The sequence below is a fragment of the Vreelandella hamiltonii genome (genome assembly GCF_014651775.1).
In the GTDB taxonomy this organism is placed as follows: Bacteria; Pseudomonadota; Gammaproteobacteria; order Pseudomonadales; family Halomonadaceae; genus Vreelandella; species Vreelandella hamiltonii.
The window spans coordinates 23,910-46,107 of the sequence record NZ_BMXN01000018.1; the positions used below are offsets into that span (position 1 = coordinate 23,910).

Annotated in this window: 16 protein-coding genes; 7 read left to right on the forward strand and 9 right to left on the reverse strand. The window is 63.0% G+C overall.

Going from position 1 to position 22,198, the window contains the following annotated elements; all coding sequences use genetic code 11:
- Positions 1–274 precede the first annotated feature (274 nt).
- Complete coding sequence (thpD, locus tag IE091_RS13755; protein ID WP_189463893.1) at positions 275–1,255, forward strand: ectoine hydroxylase; 981 nt, start codon at positions 275–277, stop codon at positions 1,253–1,255.
- A 139-nt stretch (positions 1,256–1,394) separates the two neighbouring features.
- Complete coding sequence (locus IE091_RS13760; RefSeq protein ID WP_039182787.1) at positions 1,395–2,060, forward strand: fumarylacetoacetate hydrolase family protein; 666 nt, start codon at positions 1,395–1,397, stop codon at positions 2,058–2,060.
- A gap of 110 nt (positions 2,061–2,170) precedes the next feature.
- Here IE091_RS13760 and speA read toward each other — a convergent pair whose 3' ends face one another.
- Both speA and IE091_RS13770 read right to left on the reverse strand, forming a co-directional pair.
- Positions 2,171–4,081, reverse strand: coding sequence for a biosynthetic arginine decarboxylase (gene speA, locus IE091_RS13765; RefSeq protein WP_371317415.1), 1,911 nt, complete (start codon positions 4,079–4,081; stop codon positions 2,171–2,173).
- An 8-nt stretch (positions 4,082–4,089) separates the two neighbouring features.
- Complete coding sequence (locus tag IE091_RS13770) at positions 4,090–5,046, reverse strand: homoserine kinase (protein ID WP_039182791.1); 957 nt, start codon at positions 5,044–5,046, stop codon at positions 4,090–4,092.
- 173 nt (positions 5,047–5,219) lie between these two features.
- Between IE091_RS13770 and polA the strand changes: the two genes are divergently transcribed.
- The gene (polA, locus tag IE091_RS13775; protein ID WP_189463894.1) at positions 5,220–7,985 is read left to right on the forward strand and encodes a DNA polymerase I; all 2,766 of its coding nucleotides are present in this window, start codon (positions 5,220–5,222) and stop codon (positions 7,983–7,985) included.
- A gap of 100 nt (positions 7,986–8,085) precedes the next feature.
- Here the strand turns inward: polA and IE091_RS13780 are convergent, their stop codons facing one another.
- Complete coding sequence (locus tag IE091_RS13780; RefSeq protein WP_039182799.1) at positions 8,086–9,111, reverse strand: Fe(3+) ABC transporter substrate-binding protein; 1,026 nt, start codon at positions 9,109–9,111, stop codon at positions 8,086–8,088.
- Between the two features lie 215 nt (positions 9,112–9,326).
- Between IE091_RS13780 and IE091_RS13785 the strand changes: the two genes are divergently transcribed.
- Positions 9,327–10,424 (forward strand): ABC transporter ATP-binding protein, encoded by a 1,098-nt coding sequence (locus IE091_RS13785; RefSeq protein WP_039182802.1) that lies wholly within the window; start codon positions 9,327–9,329, stop codon positions 10,422–10,424.
- A gap of 25 nt (positions 10,425–10,449) precedes the next feature.
- Here the strand turns inward: IE091_RS13785 and IE091_RS13790 are convergent, their stop codons facing one another.
- The 3 genes from IE091_RS13790 to hisD form a co-directional block, all read right to left on the reverse strand.
- Entirely contained in the window at positions 10,450–12,150 is a 1,701-nt protein-coding gene (locus tag IE091_RS13790) for an ABC transporter permease (RefSeq protein WP_039182805.1), read from the reverse strand.
- A 159-nt stretch (positions 12,151–12,309) separates the two neighbouring features.
- Positions 12,310–13,062: an SDR family NAD(P)-dependent oxidoreductase gene (locus IE091_RS13795; protein ID WP_189463895.1), complete on the reverse strand. Its 753-nt coding sequence runs from the start codon at positions 13,060–13,062 to the stop codon at positions 12,310–12,312.
- Positions 13,059–14,369: a histidinol dehydrogenase gene (hisD, locus tag IE091_RS13800; protein ID WP_039182810.1), complete on the reverse strand. Its 1,311-nt coding sequence runs from the start codon at positions 14,367–14,369 to the stop codon at positions 13,059–13,061. Before hisD ends, IE091_RS13795 begins: the two co-directional genes overlap by 4 nt.
- 229 nt (positions 14,370–14,598) lie before the next feature.
- On the opposite strand from hisD, the gene IE091_RS13805 reads away from it, so the two are divergent.
- Positions 14,599–15,528 (forward strand): 3-hydroxyacyl-CoA dehydrogenase, encoded by a 930-nt coding sequence (locus IE091_RS13805; protein WP_039182813.1) that lies wholly within the window; start codon positions 14,599–14,601, stop codon positions 15,526–15,528.
- Between the two features lie 42 nt (positions 15,529–15,570).
- Positions 15,571–16,599 carry a LacI family DNA-binding transcriptional regulator gene (locus IE091_RS13810; protein ID WP_081192753.1) on the forward strand — a complete coding sequence of 343 codons (1,029 nt, stop codon included), beginning with the start codon at positions 15,571–15,573 and terminating at the stop codon, positions 16,597–16,599.
- A 45-nt stretch (positions 16,600–16,644) separates the two neighbouring features.
- Here IE091_RS13810 and IE091_RS13815 read toward each other — a convergent pair whose 3' ends face one another.
- The 3 genes from IE091_RS13815 to dctP form a co-directional block, all read right to left on the reverse strand.
- Positions 16,645–17,976 carry a TRAP transporter large permease gene (locus IE091_RS13815; protein ID WP_081192750.1) on the reverse strand — a complete coding sequence of 444 codons (1,332 nt, stop codon included), beginning with the start codon at positions 17,974–17,976 and terminating at the stop codon, positions 16,645–16,647.
- Positions 17,973–18,476 (reverse strand): TRAP transporter small permease subunit, encoded by a 504-nt coding sequence (locus IE091_RS13820; RefSeq protein WP_081192748.1) that lies wholly within the window; start codon positions 18,474–18,476, stop codon positions 17,973–17,975. Before IE091_RS13820 ends, IE091_RS13815 begins: the two co-directional genes overlap by 4 nt.
- 63 nt (positions 18,477–18,539) lie before the next feature.
- Positions 18,540–19,643, reverse strand: coding sequence for a TRAP transporter substrate-binding protein DctP (gene dctP, locus IE091_RS13825; protein ID WP_100731012.1), 1,104 nt, complete (start codon positions 19,641–19,643; stop codon positions 18,540–18,542).
- 331 nt (positions 19,644–19,974) lie between these two features.
- Here dctP and IE091_RS13830 point away from each other — a divergent pair, with 331 nt between their 5' ends.
- On the forward strand, positions 19,975–22,185 hold the full coding sequence (locus IE091_RS13830; protein WP_189463896.1) for a tRNA(Met) cytidine acetyltransferase TmcA domain-containing protein: 2,211 nt from the start codon (positions 19,975–19,977) through the stop codon (positions 22,183–22,185).
- The last annotated feature ends 13 nt before the right edge of the window (positions 22,186–22,198 follow it).

The following is a 22,198-nucleotide window of genomic DNA, read 5'->3' on the forward strand; positions in this document are numbered from 1 at the left end:
CCCGCCACCCGCGCCGCTTCCTTCGAGCGGCGCTTTTTTTGGGCCGATGTTTATCAAACATTGAAATTCACCCGTAGTCCGCTGTGCGCAGGGTGGTTGCTGCGGTGGGCCTCAACGGGGTGTCCATGAGCATGCAAAAAATGTCATAACGCACGTTATGAGCGGGGTTCCCAAGGGTTGCAAGCCGTCATGCGTGGGCTAGGCTTCTCCCTGCACTGTGTTTCTGAATGAGACACGTTTTAACTGAAATTTAATCATACAAGGAGTGGATTAGATGACAGTCGGCAATACACCTCTCAAAAACCTGACGGCCCACAAGCAGTACAGCGACATGGCAGATACCCCTTCTGCCAGCAATACGCGAGTGGACCTCTATCCTACTCGGCTGGCCACCGCGCCGGCATCATTGACCCAGGCACGCCGTGACGACGTGGTCAAAGGGCGTGCGCTGCCGGGGCCGCTTACCCAGGCGCAGCTGGATGAGTTCGAGCGCAAGGGCTATCTGTTTATTCCAGACCTGATCCATGGCGACGAGCTGGATGCGCTTCGCGATGAAATCGAGTCGTTGATGAGCAACGATGCTTACCGCGAGCGGGAGTTCAGCATCACGGAGCCGGAAAGCCAGGAGATTCGTTCGCTGTTCGCCGTGCACCATCTCTCTTCCCGTTTGGGGGCGCTGGCCAACGACGAGCGGCTGGCAGGGGCGGCACGTCAGATCATCGGTGACGACCCTTACGTGCATCAGTCGCGCATCAACTACAAGCCCGGCTTTGCAGGCAAGGGGTTCAACTGGCACTCGGATTTCGAGACCTGGCACGCCGAAGACGGTATGCCCAACATGCATGCGGTCAGTGCGTCGCTGATTCTCACCGATAACCACGAGTTCAACGGCCCGTTGATGCTGATTCCAGGGTCGCACAAAGCGTTCGTGCCCTGCCTTGGAGAAACACCCGAGGACAACCACAAGAGTTCGTTGAAAGCCCAGGAGGTCGGGGTGCCCAGCCAGGAGGCACTGCGTCATATGGTCGACCAGTACGGCATCGAAGCGCCGAAGGGGCGAGCAGGGGGCTTGCTGCTGTTCGATTGCAACACCCTGCACGCTTCCAATGCGAACCTGTCGCCGGACCCGCGCAGCAACGTCTTTTTCGTGTTCAATCGGCCGGACAACCGCTGCGGTGCGCCGTTTGCCGCCCCCAAACAGCGCCCAGCGTTTCTGGCCCATGGGCCTGACCAGCCTTGGCAGCCGGGCGTTTAAACGTTTACGTACTTTGGGTACATAAGCCAGGGTGCAAGAAAAGCAGCGGGAAGGTTGTGGAACAAGCGCAAGGGTGGGGTAGACTAGTGCGCCTGTCGTTGCGAATGCGGCACGCATAATGAGAAGGAGAATACCCGCCATGCGTTTTGTTCCACAGTTTACCGATGGCCAGGAGTTTCCCCACGCGCTGGGCAAAGTCGTGTGTGTAGGCCGCAACTACGCCGACCACGCGAAGGAACTGGACAACCCGGTTCCCAGTGAACCGCTGCTGTTCATCAAGCCGGCCACCAGCGTGGTGGATTTGACCAAGCCGCTGGACCCGCCGTTTTCACGCGGTGAAGTGCATTATGAAGTCGAGCTGGCGCTGCTGGTAGGGGAAACCCTGACCCACGCCACTCAGGATGAAGCGGAGCGTGCCATTGCCGGGATCGGCCTGGCGATGGATTTGACGCTGCGCGATGTGCAAACCACGTTGAAAGAGAAAGGCCATCCTTGGGAAATCGCCAAGGCCTTTGATGGGGCTTGCCCGCTGTCACCGTTCCTGCCGTTGAGCCGCGTGCCCAACTGGAACGCGCTGAGCTTCACGCTGGAAATCGACGGCGAGGAGCGCCAGCACGGCGAAGGCTCGGACATGATCTTTGCGATCCCGACGCTGGTCGCGGAAATGAGCCGTCATTTCACCCTGGAGCCCGGCGATGTCATCCTGACCGGCACGCCTGCTGGGGTGGGTGAGCTGACTCGCGGCGCATCACTGCGCTTCACGCTCACCGGCGGGCTGGAGATCAACACCAGCGTGGTCGAATAAACGACCCCACCGGCTGAACGTCGAAAGCCACCGCTGCCTGGGCAACGGTGGCTTTTTTTATGCTGGAATGTCAGGCGAGAAGGGGGCTCCTGCCCCCTTACCCCAGAGCGTTACTCCAGGTAAGTGTAGCCTTCCAGCCCTTCGGTCAGGCTGGCGGCAAAGTGCGCCTGCTCTTCGGCCGAGAAGCCGCTGGTCACCAGCTGTTCGGTCAGCTTCTGCTTCAGGACGCGGGCATCGAAATTGACGTAAGCCAGCACGTCCGCCACGGTGTCGCCTGCCTGGGGGTTGGAGAGTACCCACTCGCCGTCGGCGCCCAGCGCGGCATCCACCGAGTCGGTATCGCCGAACAGGTTGTGCAGGTCGCCGAGAATCTCCTGGTAGGCACCCACCAGGAAAAAGCCCAGCCAGCGCTCGTCATCGTTGGCCCATTCCGGCAGCGGTAGCGTGCTCTCGACGCCCTGGCCGTCCACGTAGCTGTCAATGCGGCCGTCGGAGTCACAGGTGATGTCCTGAATCACCGCGCGGCGAGTGGGCGCCTTGTCCAGCCCGCTGAGTGGCAGCACCGGGAAAATCTGCTCGATCCCCCAGACATCCGGCACCGACTGGAACAGCGAGAAATTGACGAACAGCTTGTCGGCCAGTTTCTCGGCCAGCTCGTCCATGATTTCCCGGTGGGCACGGTTGCGGGTATCGAGCTTGCCCCGCAGGCGCGCGCAGGCAGCCATGTAGAGGCGTTCGCCTTCGGCGCGGGCGCTGATGCTGCTCAAGCCCAGTACGAAACGATCCTGAAGCTCGCTGACGGCTTGCAGCAGGTCGTGCCAGGCTTCGACCAGCACCCTGGGCTCCTGGTGTTCGGCCAACTGGTCCAGCACGCGCCACAGCTCATCCACCTGGGGGTCGTCGGTAACGCTGCGCACCGGCGGCGTGTGGTCGATACGCTCTTCACCGATCACGTTGGTGATCAGCACCGCATGGTGAGCGGTCAACGAGCGGCCGGATTCACTGATCAGGTGCGGCTGTGGCAAGTCGGCTTCCTGGCACAGCTGAGCGAAGGCGCTGACCACGTTGCGCGCGTACTCCTGCATGGAGTAGTTGGCCGAGCAGTAGCTGCGCGAGCGGGTGCCTTCGTAGTCGATCCCCAGGCCGCCACCCACGTCCACGGTGTCGATGGGGGCGCCCAGCGCCATCAGGTTCTGGTAGAAGCGCGCACATTCGCGCAGGCCGCGCTGAATGTCGCGGATGTTGGCGATCTGGGAGCCCAGGTGGAAGTGCACCAGCTGCAGGCTGGCCAGGGCGTCCTGGGCGCGCAGGGTGTCCACGACTTCCAGGATCTGGCTGGCGGTGAGGCCAAACTTGGACTTTTCGCCACCGGTGTTCTGCCACTTGCCTTTGCCTACCGAGGCCAGGCGCGCGCGCAGGCCGATGCGCGGCGTCACGTCCAGCTCCCGAGCTTCTTCCAGAATCAGGTCCAGCTCGGAGAGTTTTTCCACCACCAGATAGACGCGGTGGCCCAGCTTCTCGCCCAACAGCGCCAGACGCACGTATTCACGGTCTTTATAGCCGTTGCAGACGATCAGCGACGAACCGCCGTCGGAGAGCGCCAGGACGGCCAGCAGCTCGGGCTTGCTGCCCGCTTCCAGCCCCACGCGACCGTTGCCACGCTCCGAGGTGGCCAGAATCTCTTCGACCACGCGGCGCTGCTGGTTGACCTTGATCGGGTACACTGCCGTGTAGCCGCCTTCATAGGCCACATCCTGCATGGCGGCGTCGAAGGCGCCACACAGCTGCTCGACGCGGTCGTGAAGAATGTCGCTGAAGCGTACCAGCACCGGTAAGCGCAGGCCGGCCTGCTGCAGCTGGCGAACCAGCGCGCTGATCGGCAGGGCAGGGCCTTCGGCATCGCTGCCCAGGGGGCGCACCAGCGCCTGGCCGTGGTCATCGACATCGAAGTAACCGCTGCCCCACTGGTCCATGTTCCAGGTACGACGGGCGCGTACGGCGGGGCTGCTGGTTGCGGCCATGTCACTCATCAGGAAGCCTCCGGGATAGGGAGTGCCCCCAGCGCGATGCGTGCCTTGAGGATCACGCGGAAACGCTCGGGGTCGTGGGGGGTAAGGTCATGGGCAGGCGGGTCCACATATACCACCAGCAGGCGCGACAGCCAGTAGCGCAACGCCGTCAAGCGCAGCATGGTGGGCCACAGGGCCCGCTCGGTGTCGGTCAGTGGGCGGCGTGCCTGGTAGGCGCTTAAAATCGCCTGATAGCGCTCGGCGTTCAGGCTGCCGTCCTCGTTGGAGGCCCAGTCGTTGATGACGATGGCCAGGTCGAACAGCAGGTCGCCGGTGCAGCCATTGTAGAAGTCGATGATGCCGCCCAACTGGTCGCCTTCATACAGGGTGTTGTCACGGAACAGGTCACCGTGCAGCGCCCCCTGGGGCAGCGCGCCATACTGGCTGAACGCGGTCTCGAAATCATCGACCTCGTTTTTCATCAGGGTCTGGTCGTCGGGGCTGATATAGGTCAGCACCTTGTGATGCACGGCGCGCAGCCAGTGCAGATCGCGGGGGTTGGGACGATGCCCCGGAAAATGCTGCGAGACCTTGTGCATACGCCCCAGCGCGCTGCCCAGCGCCTGGCACTGGACCAGGTTGGGGGCGGTGGGGTGCTTGCCGGGCAAGCGCGGGAACAGCAGGGCCGGTTTGCCCGCCAGGCTGTGCAGCGCCACCCCTTCGCGGTCATGAATGGTGCCCGGTACGGGCAGGCCGTGTTCATCCAGGTAGTCCAGCAGCTCGACGAAGAACGGCAGCTCTTCGTGCTCGCCTTGTTCGAACAGCGTGAGCACCATCTCGCGGCGCTCGGTGGTCACGAAAAACGTCGAGTTTTCCGTGCCGCCTGCCACGCCCTGAAGGGACACCAGGCTGCCAACATCGAATTTTTCCAGAAACGCGGCGACCTGTGCGTCGCTCAGCGGAGTAAATACAGCCATGAGAATCTCGCCCAGGTTGCTAAGCCGGTCATTGTAGCGGCTTGGCGCGTCAGTTGGCAGCGCTGTGAACGGTGAAGGGTCGCTTTCGCAGTGCTTTTCTGCAGTCGCGCCGCCGAACGCGTATCATTGAAGAATAGACGCTCTTACTGTTCTGCTGACTATGGAATCTGGTTATGGCCCGTGCCCCTATCGTGCTAGTTGATGGCTCTTCGTACCTTTACCGTGCGTTCCACGCGCTGCCGCCGCTGACGAACTCCAACGGCCAGCCCACGGGCGCCGTGAAAGGCGTGCTGAACATGCTCAAGCGGCTGATCAAGGACTACCCCGATAGCCCCATGGCGGTGGTCTTCGATGCGCCAGGCAAGACGTTTCGCGACGACATGTACAGCGAGTACAAGTCCCACCGCCCGCCGATGCCCGATGACCTGCGTAGCCAGATCGAACCGCTACACGCCTGCGTGAAAGCGCTGGGGCTGCCGCTGCTGTGCATCGAAGGCGTCGAAGCCGACGATGTCATCGGCACGCTGGCGCATCACGCCACCCAGGCCGGGCGCGACGCGGTGATCTCCACCGGCGACAAGGACATGGCCCAGCTGGTGAACCGCCATATCACGCTGGTCAATACCATGAAGGAAGAGACCTTGGATGAGGCCGGTGTCGAGGAGAAGTTTGGGCTGCCGCCTGCGCTGATCATCGACTTCCTTGCGCTGATGGGCGACAAGGTGGACAACATTCCTGGCGTGCCCGGCGTAGGAGAAAAAACCGCCATTGGCCTGCTGCAAGGCATGGGTGGCGGGCTGGAGACCATCTATGGCGACCTGGAACGGGTCACCACGCTGGGCTTTCGAGGAGCCAAGACACTCCCCAAGAAACTGGAAGAGCACCGCGAACAGGCGTTTCTCTCCTATCGGCTGGCCACCATCAAGGTCGACTGCGACCTGCCCGTAGGGCTGGACGACCTGGAAATCGCCCACCCGGATCGGGAAGCGCTGGTGGCGCTCTACAAGGAGATGGAGTTCAAGCAGTGGCTGGCGGAGCTGCTGGAGGGCAAGGACGAAGGTGTGGACGACGTCAGCGGCGGCCAGCCAGCCCCGCAGGCCGAGCAGGTGGCATCGGGCACCGCCCCTGGCCCACGCCACGACCACGTGATCACCGAGCAGGCCGAGCTGGATGCGTGGCTTGAGCGGCTGCGCAGCGCCGAGCGCTTCTGCTTCGACCTGGAAACCACCAGCCTCAACTACATGGACGCCGAGATCGTCGGGGTCGGCCTGGCGCTGGAGCCCGGTGAAGCGGCCTATATCCCGCTGGCCCACGACTATCTGGATGCGCCTGCCCAGCTCGACCGCCGCAGCGTTCTCGAGGCGCTCAAGCCGCTGCTGGAAGATCCCGGCAAAACCAAGATCGGCCAGAACCTCAAGTACGATATTTCCGTATTGGCCAACGAGGATATTCACGTCACGGGGCCGTTTGCCGATACCATGCTGGCGTCCTACGTGCTCAACTCCACCGCGACCCGCCACGACATGGACTCGCTGGCCCTCAAGTACCTGGGGGAAAAGACCATCTCCTTCGAGGAGATTGCCGGGAAAGGCGCCAAGCAGCTCACCTTCAACCAGATAGCTCTGGAACAGGCCGCGCCCTACGCCTGCGAAGACGTGGACATTACCCTGCGCCTGCAGCAGACGCTGCGCCCGCAGGTCGAGCAGGAAGGCCGCCTGGCCGAGGTGCTCGATCATCTGGAGCTGCCGCTGATCAAGGTGCTGTCGCGGATCGAGCGTAACGGGGTGGCGCTGGATGCCGAGCGCCTGCACCAGCAGAGCCAGCAGCTGGAGCAGCGTATTCGCGAGCTTGAAAGTGAAGCCTTCGAGCTGGCGGGCCGCGAGTTCAACCTGGGGTCCCCCAAGCAGCTGGGCCAGATTCTGTTCGAAGAGCAGAAGATTCCGGTCATCAAGAAAACGCCCAAGGGCGCGCCTTCCACCGCCGAAGCCGTGCTGGAAGAGCTGGCGCTGGACTACCCCTTGCCCAAGGTGATCATGCAGCACCGTGGCCTGGCCAAGCTGAAGTCCACCTATACCGACAAGCTGCCGCGCCTGTTGAACAAGAAAACCGGCCGCGTGCACACCAGCTATCACCAGGCGGTGACCGCCACCGGGCGGCTCTCCTCGTCGGACCCGAACCTGCAGAACATCCCGATCCGTACCGAAGAGGGGCGCAAGATTCGCCAGGCCTTCGTGGCCCGCCCCGGGTATCGCATCGTGGCCGCGGACTACTCGCAGATCGAGCTGCGCATCATGGCCCACCTGTCGGAAGACAAGGGGCTGCTGGAAGCCTTCGAACAGGGCCGCGACATTCATACCGCCACCGCCGCCGAAGTGTTTGGCACCGCGCTGGACAAGGTCACCGCCGACCAGCGCCGCAGTGCCAAGGCGATCAACTTCGGTCTGATCTATGGCATGAGCGCCTGGGGGCTGTCGCGTCAGCTGCATCTCGAACGCCAGCAGGCGCAGACCTACATCGACCGCTACTTCGACCGTTACCCCGGCGTTGCCCGCTACATGGACCGCATTCGCAGTCAGGCCGCCGAGAATGGCTTCGTCGAGACCGTCATGGGGCGGCGGCTCTACCTGCCCGAGATCCACTCGCAGAACCGCAACCGCCGTCAGGGGGCCGAGCGCACCGCAATCAACGCGCCCATGCAGGGCACGGCGGCAGACATCATCAAGCAGGCGATGATCGACGTGGACGCGTGGCTGGCGGAAGGCGCGTTCGATGCCCTGATGGTCATGCAGGTGCACGACGAACTGGTGTTCGAGGTGGCTGAAGCTCAGGTAGACGCGTTCATCGAGGAGGTCAGTGCACGGATGCAGTCGGCGGCCACACTGAGCGTGCCGCTGATCGTGGAAGCCCAGAGCGGCGCCAACTGGGACGAAGCACACTAAAGGAAGAAGTGCACCAGGCGCCGTTCAAACCCTGGCTGACTGGCCATCCACAAAAAACCCCACCTTGCGGTGGGGTTTTGCATACTGCTTGGGCCAGCGCTTAGCGCCAGTTGACGCGGTCGAAAATGCGCACGGCTTCCGGGTTGTTGTTACCCAGCTCGCTGATGTTCACTTCGTCACGCTGGAAGTCGCCCCAGGATTCCAGAACCGGGTTCTTCTTCACGCCATCGACCACCGGGAACTCGTAGTTACGCTCGGCCAGCACTTCCTGGGCCTGGTCGGAAGCCAGGAACTCGAGGAAGCGGATGCCGTTCTCGGCGTTCTGCGCGTTGGCGACCAGACCTGCACCACCCACGTTGATGTGCGTGCCGCGATCATCCTGGTTCGGGAAGATCACGCCCACTTTACGGGCGGCTTCGCGGTCGGAAGCTTCGCTGGAGTGCAGCAGACGAACATAGTAGTAGTGGTTGGCCACGCCCAGCTCGCATTCGCCGCTGGCCACGCCCAGAATCTGGTCGGTATCACCGCCTTCCGGGTTGCGCGCCAGGTTGTTGACCACGCCCTGTGCCCACTCTTGCGCTTCTTCCGCACCGTGGTGCTCGATCATCGAGGCCAGCAGAGACTGGTTGTAGATGTTGTTGGAAGAGCGGATACAGATCTTGCCTTCGAACTGCGGGTCGGCCAGGTCTTCATAAGTAGCGATCTGGCTCGGGTCGAAGTTCTCACGGTTGTAGAAAATCACCCGTGCGCGCTGGCTGAAGCCAAACCACATGCCTTCGGGATGACGCATGGATTCCGGCAGGCGCTCGTTCAGCACGTCGGAATCCACGGCCTGGAACAGGCCATCCTGCTCGGCACGCCACAGGTTGCCGGCATCCACGGTCAGCATGACGTCGGCAGGGCTGGCCACGCCTTCACGCTGCATACGCTCCATCAACTGATTGGCGTCGCCTTCCAGCACATTCACCTTGATACCCGTTTCTTCGGTGAACGCGTTGTACAGAATCTCGTCTGAGTCGTAGTGGCGAGCGGAGTAGATGTTGACCTCGTTGGCCAGTGTGCTGCTGGCAAATGCCGAGCCAGCCATGACGGCGGCGACAGAGACTGCAAGACGTGCCTTTTTCATAACATACACCCTAAATGTTTATGATAATAAGTTGCATTGGCAAACTGAGCCTATTGAAACGTCTTGTTCCATGGACGTCAAGCGAAATGCTAATGACACGCAACACTTTTTGTGCATGTACGTGCATCTGCCGCCAATAGAAAATAGAATGCAAATAACTTTCAACCGTGTTCGCAGTCAGGCATCTGCGCTGCGCACTAACCATGGGTGAACGAATGACGGCAACGGTGTCATTTTCAGAGGTGGCAGCACCAGCGGCGGCGCTGTCGCTGCGGGGTGTCGAGCACACGTTTGCAGCCAACAAGGTGGTCAAGGGCATCGACCTGGAGATCGGCCAGGGCGAAGTGGTGTGCCTGCTGGGCCCTTCCGGCTGCGGCAAGACCACCCTGCTGCGTATCGCGGCAGGCCTGGAGGTGGTGCAGGAAGGCGAGGTCAGCCTGGACGGGCAGGCCATCGCGGCTCCAGGCAAGCGCCATGTGCCGCCCGAAAAGCGCAACGTGGGCCTGGCGTTCCAGGATTCGGCGCTGTTTCCCCATCTGAGCGTGCTGGAAAACGTCACCTTTGGCCTGAAACAGCTGCCCTCCAGCCAGCGCCGCGCGCGTGCTTTGGAGCTGTTGGACCAGCTGGGCATGGCCGCCTATGCCGAGACTTACCCGCACATGCTGTCGGGAGGCCAGCAGCAGCGTGTCGCGCTGGCCCGCGCGCTGGCGCCTACGCCGCGGCTGATGCTGCTGGACGAGCCCTTTTCCAGTCTGGATGCCCGGCTGCGGGATCGTATCCGAGACGACACGCTGCACGTGTTGAAGAAGCTGGGTTCGGCCACGCTGCTGGTGACCCACGACCCGGAGGAGGCGATGTTCATGGCGGACCGCATCGCACTGATGCGCGATGGCAAGATCGTCCAGACCGGCACGCCTCGCGAGCTTTACTGTGCGCCCATCGACCCCTTCGTGGTGACCTTCTTTGGTGAGGTCAACGAGCTGGCGGGAGTGGTGCAAGGCGGGCGAGTGCAGACCCCCGTGGGCGCAGTGGATGCCAGCTGGCTGCCGGAAGGCAGTGACGTGCAGGTGATGATTCGCCCCGAGGCGCTGCGCATTCAGGAGCGAGACCTGCCAGCCGAAGCCCACAGCCATAGCCACGTGGTCATGGCCAAGCTGCTGGGCCGCACCAGCCTGATCCACCTGTGTGCCCATGGCACCGATGGCCAGGAAGCGCACCTGCATGCCCGTGTACCTGGGGTGTTCCTGCCCCAGGAGGGCCAGCCCATCGACATCGATCTGGACCACTCCCAGGTCTTCATCTTCCCACGTTGAGGCGCGGGAAGATGTGTGTTTGAACTTACTCGGCCTGGCTGCCGGGGCGTGCTCGGCGCATTGCCAGGCTGAGGAGAATCACCGGTAGAATCCCCACCACCACGATGGTCAGCGAGGCCGTGGAGGCCTCCGCCAGCCGCTCGTCCGACGCCAGGTTATGGGCGCGTACCGCCAGCGTATCGAAGTTGAACGGCCGCAGGATGATGGTGGCCGGCAGCTCCTTCATGGCATCGACGAAGACCAGAATCCCCGCCGCCAACAGGCTACTGCGCATCAGGGGCGTATGAATGCGTCGCAGCGTGCCCCCTGCGGTTTGGCCCAGGGTGCGCGAGGCAGCATCCATGCTGGGGGTGACCTTGCCCAGGCTGGCTTCCACGGCATTGAACGACACCGCCAGAAAGCGCACCACGTAGGCGTAGATCAGAATGAAGGCCGTGCCGCTGAAGACCAGCCCGATAATCTTGCCGTAGTTGGCGTGCAGCCAGGAGTTGAGGGTGTGGTCCAGCCAGGCAAAGGGAATCAGAATGCCGACCGCCACCACGGAGCCCGGAATGGCGTAGCCCATGGCCGCAATGCGGGTGAACAGGCGTGCGCTGGGGGAGTTGTTGAGGCGTACGCCGTAGCTCAGCAGCACCGCCAGCCCTACCGCAATCAGGGCCGCAATGGCCGACAGCGAGAGGCTGTTCAGGGCAAAGCCGATGAATCGCGTGCCGAACAGGCTGTCGCCAATCCGAATCGCCATGTTCAAGAGCAGGCCGCTGGGCAGCAGGAAGCCGATGGTGATGGGCAGCAGGCAGGCCAGAAACGCGCCGGTGGCCTGCCAGCCGCGCAGACGGTACTCGGGCAACTGCTGGTAACGACTGGAGGTATGGAAGTAACGCCGCTTGCCCCGTGACCAGCGCTCCAGCAGTACCAGCACGATCACGAAGGTCAGCAGGCAGGCCGCCAGCTGTGCGGCCGCCACCGGCTCGCCCAGTCCGAACCAGGTGCGGTAGATACCGGTGGTGAAGGTATCCACGCCGAAGAATTGCACCGCCCCGAACTCATTGAGAGTTTCCATCAGCACCAGCGACACGCCGCCCACCAGCGCAGGCCGCGCCAGGGGCAGGGCCACGGTGCCAAACAGGTGCCATGGCCCGCGCCCCAGCGTGCGTCCCACGTCCAGCACGCACACCGACTGTTCCAGGAACGAAGCCCTGGCCAGCAGGTAGACGTAGGGGTAGAGCACGAAGGTGATCAGCGTGATGGCGCCCCCCAACGAACGAATGTTGGGAAAGTAGTAGTCGCCCACTCGCCAGTCGAACCACTCCCGCAGCATGCTCTGCAGTGGCCCCGCCACCTGCAGGAAATCCGTGTAGGCATAGGCGATCACGTAGGTGGGGACGGCCAGCGGCAGCAGCAGCGCCCACTCGAAGATGCGCTTGCCGGGAAAGCGGCACATGACCACCAGCCAGGCGGTTCCCGTGCCAATTACCAAGGTACCGAGGCCTACCCACAGCACCAGCCAGAAGGTATTGCTGAGATAGCGGGGCAGGACGGTGCTGGCCAGGTGCTGCCAGATGCCGTCGGTGGGCAGCACGATATGGCCCAGAACCACCAGAATCGGCAGTGCCACGGTCAGCGCGATGAGAAACAGCGCAATAGACCAGGGGTTGAGCGACAGCGCAAAGCGTGAAGCGACCCCTGACAGCAGAGCCGATGATGAGCGGCGAGCGGGCGTGGACACGTCGTGATCTCCTTGGACGAGAGGCTGCGTGGCTCGTCAATGCGAAAAAATAGCGGTTGCAAATAGTATCACCTGCGCCGATGGGGTGCAGCTCATCGGCCGCCCATTAAAAAACCCTGCCCGTGGGGCAGGGTCGAGGCGTGTACCCGTGGGGCTCCGTCAGTGGGCGGTCCAGCCGCCGTCCACCATCAGCGCGCTGCCCGTGACCAGCGCAGCACCAGGCGATGCCAGAAACACCACGGGCCCCATCAGGTCCTCCAGCTGGCCCAGACGGCCCAACGGGATCTTGCCAATGACCTGCTCCTTGAAGCCGGGCTCGGCCAGGAACGGGCGCGTCATGGGCGTTTCCACGAAGGTGGGGCAGAGCGTATTCACCCGAATGCCCCGAGGGCCCAGCTCTACCGCCATGGCCTTGGTCATGCCTTCCACCGCAGCCTTGGAAGCGCAGTACAAGGTGCGGTTGGCGGCGCCCACGTGGCCCATTTGCGATGAGACATGGATGATGCTGCCGCCTGCGGGCATGTGGGCCACGACGGCCTGGGTGAGGAAATAGGTGGCCTTGACGTTGAGGTCCATGACCGCCGCATAGTCCTCCTGGCTCACCTCCTGCAGGGGCTTGGGTCGATTGGTGCCCGCGTTGTTCACCAGGATATCGAAGTGCCTGCCGGCAATGGCCCGTTGCAGGGCCGTGTGGTCGTTGATGTCCAGCGCGATACCTTCCGCCTGCCAGCCAGCGGCTTGCAGGCGGCCAACGGCCTCGTCAAGCGTGGCCGGGTTGCGGGCCACCAGCGTGACGCTGGCGCCCGCGTCGGCCAGCGCGCAGGCGCAGGCAAACCCGATGCCTTGGCTGGCGCCGGTGACCAGCGCCTGCATGCCGTCCAGCCTGAAGCCGGGGGCCTGGGGAAGGTTCATGCGTCCACCGCCGAGGCGTAGGGTACCTCCTGTTTGCCATAGCGGCGCACGCGCTCGTTGGCCTGTTCGGCGTGGCCTGCAAAGCCTTCCAGCATGCAGAGTCGTGAGCAGTAGCTGCCGATCTCAGCCGAGGCTTCATCGGTCAATACCCGCTGATAGGTGCAGGTCTTGAGGAACTTGCCCACCCACAGGCCGCCCGTGTAGCGCGCTGCCTTTTTGGTGGGCAGCGTGTGGTTGGTGCCAATCACCTTGTCCCCATAGGCGACGTTGGTGCGCGGGCCAAGGAACAGCGCGCCGTAGTTGGTCATATTCTCCAGGTAGAAATCCGGGTCTTCGGTCATGACCTGAACGTGCTCGTAAGCCATCTCGTTGGCGACTTGCAGCATTTCCTCGTGGGTGTCACAGACGATGATTTCTCCATGACTCTCCCAGGCCTGGCGCGCGATATCGGCGGTGGGCAGTTTCTGCAGCAGTTCCTCGATGGCCGCCAGGGTGTCCCGGGCCAGCGCTTCGGAATTGGTCAGCAGGGCGGCGGGGGAGGTCGGGCCATGCTCTGCCTGCCCCAGCAGGTCGGTGGCGCACAGCAAGCCGTCCACGCTCTCGTCGGCAATCACCAGCGTCTCGGTGGGGCCCGCGAACAGGTCGATGCCGACACGGCCATATAGCTGGCGCTTGGCCTCGGCGACGAACGCATTGCCAGGGCCCACCAGCATGTCCACTGGCGCGATGGAGTCGCTGCCGATGGCCATGGCGCCCACGGCCTGAACGCCGCCGAGTACCAGAATCTCATCCGCGCCTGCCAGGTGCATGGCTGCCACGATGGCGGGGTGGGGCTTGCCCTTGTAGGGCGGCGCCGCCGCGATGACGCGTTTCACCCCGGCGACCTTGGCCGTCAGGACGCTCATGTGGGCAGACGCCACCATAGGGTAGGAACCCCCGGGGATATAGCAGCCCACTGCGTTCATCGGCAGATGTTTGTGGCCAAGGATGACGCCGGGGCGGGTTTCGATCTCGACCGGCTGCATGGAGGCCAGCTGCGCCTCGGCAAAGCGACGTATCTGGGCTTGGGCAAAGCGGATGTCGTCCAGATCACGCTCGGACACTTCGCTCATGGCCTGAGCAATCTCGGCTTCGCTCAAACGGAAGTTTTCCGGTGACCAGCCATCGAACTTTTCCGACAGCTCGCGAATGGCGGCATCGCCTCGGGCCTGGATGTCGGCCAGCGTACGCTCGACGGTTTCGCGTACCTGGCGGTCCGCTTCGGCGCGGGTTTCGAGGGAGGCACCGGCTTTGAGGTGGCGAATCATGACGCTCTCCTGAAAGGATTGTTATTGGGTAGAGTCAGCTGGGTAGGGTCAGCATGATGGAGCAGAATAAGGCTAGGGCCTGTTGCATACGAATGCAAACACTTTTGGAGCATGCTATGTTGAACCGGATGCTGGTCTTGCAGGCCTTATTTGAATTGCGCCTGCCAGGGCGGGTCGCGCCATGGATTCAGCAGGGCAAGAACAATAAAATCACATGAGGTGAGTGGCCATGAGTACACAGGTAGCCGTCATTGGCGCGGGATTGATTGGGCGTGGGTGGGCGATCGTCTTTGCCCGAGCGGGCGTCACGGTAAGGCTTCATGACGTGGATGAGCAGCAGCTGACGCTGGCCAAGGGGCTCGTGATGGCGTCGCTGTTCGACCTGCAGGACGCCGGATTGATCGACCAGCCGGAGGTCATCGCGGCGCGTATCCACTACTGCGCTGACCTTGCCAGCGCCGTGGCGGACGTCGAGTACGTGCAGGAGTGCGGGCCGGAGAACGTGGCCCTGAAGCAAGCGCTGTACAGCCAGCTGGAAAGCGTCGTGACGCCTGACACGATCCTGGCCAGCTCCACGTCAGGTATCGTGGCGTCGCAGTTTGCGGGCCACTTGCAGCATCCGCAGCGTTGTCTGGTGGCGCACCCCGTCAACCCGCCGTATCTGGTGCCGCTGGTGGAAGTCGCACCCTCGGAGCAGACCCATGCAGCGGTGGTCGAGCGTACCCTGGTGTTGATGCAGGAAGTGGGGCAGGCGCCTATTCTGGTCAAGCGTGAGGTGCAGGGGTTCATTCTCAATCGGCTGCAGGGCGCATTGCTCAACGAAGCGCTGCGCCTCTTCCGTGATGGCTATGTGTCCGCCGAGGACCTGGATAAAACGGTTAAACACGGGCTGGGCCTGCGCTGGTCGTTCATGGGGCCTTTCGAGACCATCGACCTGAACGCCCCAGCCGGTGTCGTGGACTACGCCGGGCGCTATGGCCCGCTCTACCGTGACGTGGATACCCAGCGCAGCGCGGCCAACCCTTGGGAGCCCGAAACACTCGAACGCCTGGCGCAGGAGCGTCGCGAGATATTGTCGGAAGCACAGCTGGCCGAACGCCAGGCCTGGCGTGACCGCCGCCTGATGGCGCTGATGGCCCATCAGCGTCAACACGCCTAGCGCGGCGGGTGCCGGGGCCTTGCGACCAACCAGAGGATGAGCATGAAAAAACGGCCCGTGACGTCACGGCAAGTGGCAGAACTGGCGGGGGTGTCGCAGTCGGCGGTCAGTCGCTGCTTCTCTCCCCACGCCAGCATTGCCCCCCAGACCCGGGAAAAGGTATTGGCGGCGGCCCAGCAGTTGGGCTACCGCCCCAATGCCATCGCCCGCTCCTTGATTACGCGCTCGTCGCGCACCATCGCGGTCGTCATGACCCAGCTGGACAACCCGTTCTACGCCCAGATGCTGGAGTATGCCGCGCGGCGGTTTCAGCAGCATGGCTATCACCTGCTGCTGTTCATGAGCAGCAACGAGCAGCAGACGGCGGGCGTCATGGCGGACATTCTGCAGAGCCAGGCAGACGGCATTCTGATGCTGGCGGCGACGCTTTCCTCTTCGCTGGCCAGCGAGTGTCTCGCTCGTGGGATTCCGGTGGTGTTGATCAACCGTACGGTGGCTTTCGAGGGGGTCAGCCAGGTCGCCAGCGATAACTACCGTGGAGGCTATTGGGTGGGTGAGTTTCTGGTCTCTGGCGGTTATCGGCGCATCGCGCTGGTGGCCGGGCTTGCCGACTCTTCTACCAGTCGCCAGCGGCGTGATGGCTTCATGGCGGCGCTGGCGGCGCAGGGTGTCAGCTGTTGGGGCGAGGCATGCGGTGACTATGACTTCGCGACAGCCCAGGCGGCGACCCGCAAGCTGTTCGAGGCGGCGCCCTACCCGGATGCAGTCTTTGCTGCCAATGATCATATGGCCATTGCGGTGATCGATACGCTCAGCGGCGAGCTGGGGCTGCGCGTGCCTGAGGACGTGGCGGTGGTGGGGTTCGACGATATCCCCATGGCGGCCTGGCCGAGCTATCGGCTCACCACGGTTCAACAGCCGGTCGAGCCCATGGTGGACGAGGCGGTGGCTCTGCTGCTGGCGCAAATCGCCAGTGGGCAGGTCGCGGGGGAGCGGAAAGTATTGCCGGTGACGCCCATCGTAAGGGCCAGCGCCCCGGCAACGGGGCGTGGTGTTGCGTCATCTTCATGAAGTTTGCCGCCTTGCCCGGCAAGGCGGCAACGCGAGGGCGTCAGTTTAGCCCAGCAGCATGCGTGGCAGGCCGGTGACCAGCCATGGGAAGAACGACATCAATACGCACGCCAGCAGGATCAGCGCCACGAAGGGAACGACCGCTTTGTAAAGGTCGACGATCTCTACCCCAGGCGGTGAAACCCCTTTCAGATAGAAGAGCGCATAGCCAAACGGTGGCGTGAGGAAGGAGGTTTGCAGCACTACGGCCACCATCACCACGAACCACAGTGGATCGACGCCCATTTGCTGAACGATGGGCAGCATGATCGGGAAGCTGAGCAGGACGATGCCCGTCCAGTCCAGGAACATGCCCAGAACGAACACCAGAAACAGCATCATGATCAACGCGCCGGTGGTGCCGCCCGGCATGGCCAGCAGCAGGTCCTGAATCACCTGCATGCCGCCGCCCCGTGAGAACACCCCGGTGAAGGCCGTCGCGCCCACCAGCACCAGCATGACCATGGTAGTGGTCTTGCCTGCTTCCAGCAGCGTCTTGAAGCAGGTGGAGACCCGGCGATCACCAAAGATCAAAAACAGGATAAAGGCAATGAACACGCCGATGGCCGAGGCCTCGGTAGCGGTGGCCACGCCGGTGAAGAGCGCGCCGAGTACCCCGAGGATCAGCGACATGGGCGGCACCACGTACTTGCCCAGCATGATCAGCAGTTGCCGAGTGCTGACTTCCGCACGCTCTTCCTTGGGTACCGGAGGGCCATAGGAGGGCTTGAAGTAGCAGATCAGCAGTACGTAGAGCGCGTACATCACCCCCAGCATCAGGCCGGGAATCATCGCCCCTGCAAACAGAGCGCCTACCGATACCGGCGAGTAGCTGGCCATCAGGATCAGCATGATGCTGGGTGGAATCAGGATGCCCAGACAGCCGCTGGCCATGATGACCCCGGTGCTCAGCTCCTTGTTGTAGCCATACTTGAGCATCGGCACCAGCGCAATCATGCCCATGACGGCAATGGAGGCGCCCACGATACCGGTGGTGGCGGCCAGCAGGACAGAGACGATGACCACGGTCAGCGCCAGCCCGCCCCGCAGGTTGGCCAGCAGCAGGCGCATGGCATCGAACATCTTTTCGGTGACCCCGGAATCGTTGAGAAACCGTGCCATCAGGACGAACAGCGGTATGGCAACCAGCACGTAGTTGTCCATGGCGTTGCCGAAGATGTTGTTGATCAGGGTGCCCAGCACTCGCTCGCCAGGGCCGAGAAAAGCGCCGATGACGGCGACGCCGCCGAGCACGAAGGCCAGCGGATGACCCATGAACAGGCCGATCAGCAGCCCGCCAAACATCACCAGCGCCAGCAGTTCAGGACTCAGGTTCATGCTGATTTCTCCTCGCGCAACTGCATGATGGCCCGCAGTACGATGGCAATGGCCTGCAGCAGGATGAGGGCAGCCGCCACCACGATAACGCCTTTGATCGGGTAGACGGGAATCGACACCATGCCGTAGGTGGTTTCACCCCGGGTATAGGAGCGTTCGAAGAAGCGCCAGCCGTAGGTCAGCAGCATCCAGATGAAGGGAACGAAGAAAATCACGTAGGCCACGACTTCGATCAGGGCCTGACGCTTGCGTGACAGCAAACGTTTCAACACGTCGACCTCGACATGGGCGTGGTGGCGCAAGCCGTAGGCAGCCATCAGCATGAAGTGGGCACCAAACAGCATCTTGGTAACATCGAACGCCCAGTTGCTGGGGCGGCCGAAGAAAAAGCGTGACGCAATGTCGTACAGGACGATGAGGGTAATGATGGCAATCAATGGCGCGATCAATCGCCCAAACAGCTCATTGATTGCATCGATCGCCTTGGCAATCGCATTCATGGAAGATCTCCGCGGTCAGCACACAAAACCGCCCCGGGCAGCCCGGGGCGGTGCAGAAACGCCTTACAGGCAGGCTTCGATCTCTTCCAGTGAGGGCAGGTTATCCATAGTGCGGCTCATGTTGAAAGGAGCCGAGATGTCACGCCATTTGGCGTAGTCTTCCAGGTAGGTCACCATGGAGTGGTAGACCTTGGCGTGGTCGCTGTTTTCACAGGCGCCGCGCACGATGACCTCGTTGGTGATCTCCTGAATACGGGCCAGGTCTTCGTCAGAGAACTGGTTGATGGTGATGCCCGCATCGATGAACCTTTGGGTGGCCTCGGTGGACTCACGCTCGGACCAGGCCAGTGACCAGGCCATGGTGGCGTCGGCGGCGATACGCAGCTTCTGCTGGGTCTCTTCCGACAGCGCGTTCCAGGCGTCGAGGTTGATCATGACACCGAAGACGCTGGCGGACTGGTGCCAGCCAGGCGTGGCCCAGTAGTCGGCTACTTCGGCAAAGCCTGCGTTGTAATCCACGCCGGGGGTCGCGAATTCACCGGCATCGATCACACCACGCTCGATGGCCTGATAGACTTCGCCACCGGCCAGGGTTACCTGAGAGCCACCCAGGGCTTCCAGCACGCGGCCCTGGTCTCGGCCCGAGAGACGCAGACGCTTGCCTTCCAGGTCGGCAATGCTTTCGATGGGCGTACGGCCCATGAAGCCGGACTCGTTGTTGAGCGCGGCATAGGGCAGGTACATCATGTTGTACTGGCCGTAAATCTCTTCGTACAGTTCACGGCCGCCCCACTGCTGAATCCAGTTGATGTAGTCAACGGCGTTGAACAGGCTGGTGGTGGTGGCCAGCGGCGAGAACGCGGGGTTCAAGCCTGCCCAATAGCCTGGCCAGTCACCGGCGGCTTCGATACTGCCGGTTTCGGTGGCATCGAACACTTCCGTGCCGGGCATCAGCGTACCGCCCGCGCGGAAGTTGATCTGTACTTCGTCTCCCGCCAGCTGGTTGACCAGCTCGGCCCAGTGCTGATCGAGCTTGATCAGGTCGAGGTTTTCGGGCCAGGTGGAGGTCATGGTCCACTGCTCTTGTGCTTGAGCAGTCGTGGTGAGAGCGGCAAATGCGACACCAGCAGCAAGGCTGGTCAAGGAAAATTTTGTAGTCTTTTTCATTATCAATTTCCTGGTACTTTGGCGGTTGGCGTTATTAGTGTTGATTACCTGAAAGCAGGAAAGCACAGCGAGCAGGGCTGACGTTTACGTAAAGTAAAAGCGACCAAGGCTGTACCGCTAAGCTAGCACACTCCCCCCGCTGCGGCGCAATATCAGAGTTTGCAGGAAGTTAACGCACGCCATGAAACATCGATTGATGTAAAAGTTGTTTAAAAACATTTGGTTGTATCATTATTTAAACGGTTGGGTAGGTCTGGATGGCGCGTTGAAGCGTTGAAAATGTGTGCCTTGTTGTACCAAAGTTGTAAGCAATCGACCCTTGAGGAGCGTGATGAGCGAAGCAAGTGATGACCGCCGCATATCACTACTGGTGGGCCATGCGCGGCGCTGGCAACGCCGCCGTTGGCGGGGGCTCGTGTGGCTCAGCGGGCCTGCCGAGCACGCTCGCCGACTGGCGCTCACGCTGTGGCACGCCCAGCCGTGGCAAGCGCCATTGTGGGTGGGCGACCCGCAGGAAGCCCCCGTGTCGCCTTGCCTGCCCGCAGCCAAAGCGCGCACGCGACTGGGGGCCGAGCATCAGCTGATCGTCATGGACGTCAGCGGCCGTGACGGGCTGGACCCGGATGCCCTGGGCGCGCTGGCCGGCACCCTGACGGCGGGCGGCATACTGCTGCTGGTAACCCCCGAGCCATGGGGTGAGCGCCCCGACCCGAACTACGCACGGTTTGCCGACCACTCCTGGGAATGGACCGCGCTGAGCAGCTTTTACCTGGCACGTTTGGCGCGCCAACTGGGTGCTTCGCCCCAGGTGGTGCGCTGGCCGGTGGCTGGCCCGCTGGTGCTTTCCAGGCTGCCCGCCGGGCAGCCCTCGCCACGTCGCCCTGAAGACCCCGCCTGCCTGACGCCCGACCAGGCCCGTGCGGTCACGGCCCTGAGCAAGCTCAAGCGTCGACGCCCGCTGGTCATCACGGCCGACCGAGGGCGCGGGAAAAGTGCGGCGCTGGGCATTGCCTGTGCGCGCTTGCTGCAACAGGGGAGCTACCCGCGGCTACTGGTCACCGCCCCCAGAGCCAGCGCGGTGGACAGCCTGTTCGAGCGTGTCATGGCGCTGTGCCCTGAGGCGCAGCGCCGCGGCCATGAGGTGCAGCTGCCTGCCACGGGAAGCTCGCTGTGCTTCTTGCCACCCGACCTGCTCGATACCCAGCTGGCTCAGGGCACGTTGGGAGGCAGCGGGGCGCTGCTGCTGGTGGATGAGGCCGCGGCACTCCCAGCAGCTATGCTGGCCCGCTGGCTGGCCGCGTTCCCGCGTATGGCCTTTGCCACGACGGTGCATGGTTACGAGGGCTCTGGCCGGGGCTTTGCGCTGCGTTTTCGGGAGGTGCTCGAGCGCCAGACACCCCAGTGGCGGGAGCTGAGCCTGGACACCCCGATTCGCTGGGCAGCCAATGACCCTCTGGAAAGCGTCATTCAACAGGCGCTGCTGCTGAACGCGCCGCTGCCTGAGGCTCACGCGCATGGCCTCATCGACGCGCAGACCCTCAGCGTGAGCCAGGTACAGCTGGCTGCCAACGAGCCGTTGCTGGAGCAGCTGTTTGGCCTGCTGGTGCAGTCGCACTATCGCACCACCCCCAGCGACTTGCGCCAGCTGATGGATGGCCCCGGCACGCAGCTGCGCATGGTGATGGCAAGCCAGGGGCACGCCTCGACTGCTGCCACGGGGGCCACCGATACGGCGCCGCTGGCAGTGCTGGTCACTCGGGAGGAGGGCGGCTTTGACCCGGCGCTGGCCGAACAGGTGGCGCTGGGCCAACGGCGGCCCCAGGGGCATTTGCTGGCCCAGTCCCTGGCGGCTCACGGAGGGCATCGCGAGGCGTTGACCGCCCGCTGGCGCAGGGTGGTGCGCATTGCGGCTCACCCCGAGCGGCGTCGCGAAGGTTTGGGGCGCAGGCTGTTGGTAGCCGATATGGCCAGCGCAGCAGAGCAGGGCGTGGCGCTGTATGGCGCCACCTTCGGCGCGGAGGCGGGGCTACTGTCATTCTGGCTGGCCCTTGGGTTCACGCCGGTGCGCCTGGGCGTGACCCGGGAAGCGGCCACGGGGGAGTATGCCATCATGGTCGCCAAACCGTTGAACGAGATCGGCCAGGCCGTATTGCACAGTATGCAGCAAGGTTTTGTGGCGTCTTTGCAGGGGCTATTGGCCTTCGAGCTACGCGACTTACCCGCGCCGGTGGTGGCGCTGCTGCTGTCCGAGCTGCCTGAACGGCCGCTGAGTGCCGTGGAGCGACAAACGATTCACGACGTGGCCTATGCCCATCGCGACCCCGCCCTGGCGCGGGCTGCCTTGCAGGCGCTGGGGCGGGAGGCCAGCCGTGCGCCGCTGGGAGAGGCCCGGCTAGCGCATCAGCAGCTGGTGGCCTGGGCCTACCAGAATCAACCGCTGGCCGATGCCCCGCGCGAAGCCACGCAGCAACTGCGCCGAGTGACACAGCAGCTGATGACCGCGTCGATGCTTTTCTCGGATGGGCAGGAGCGGTTAAAGTAGCCCGGTTATCGAT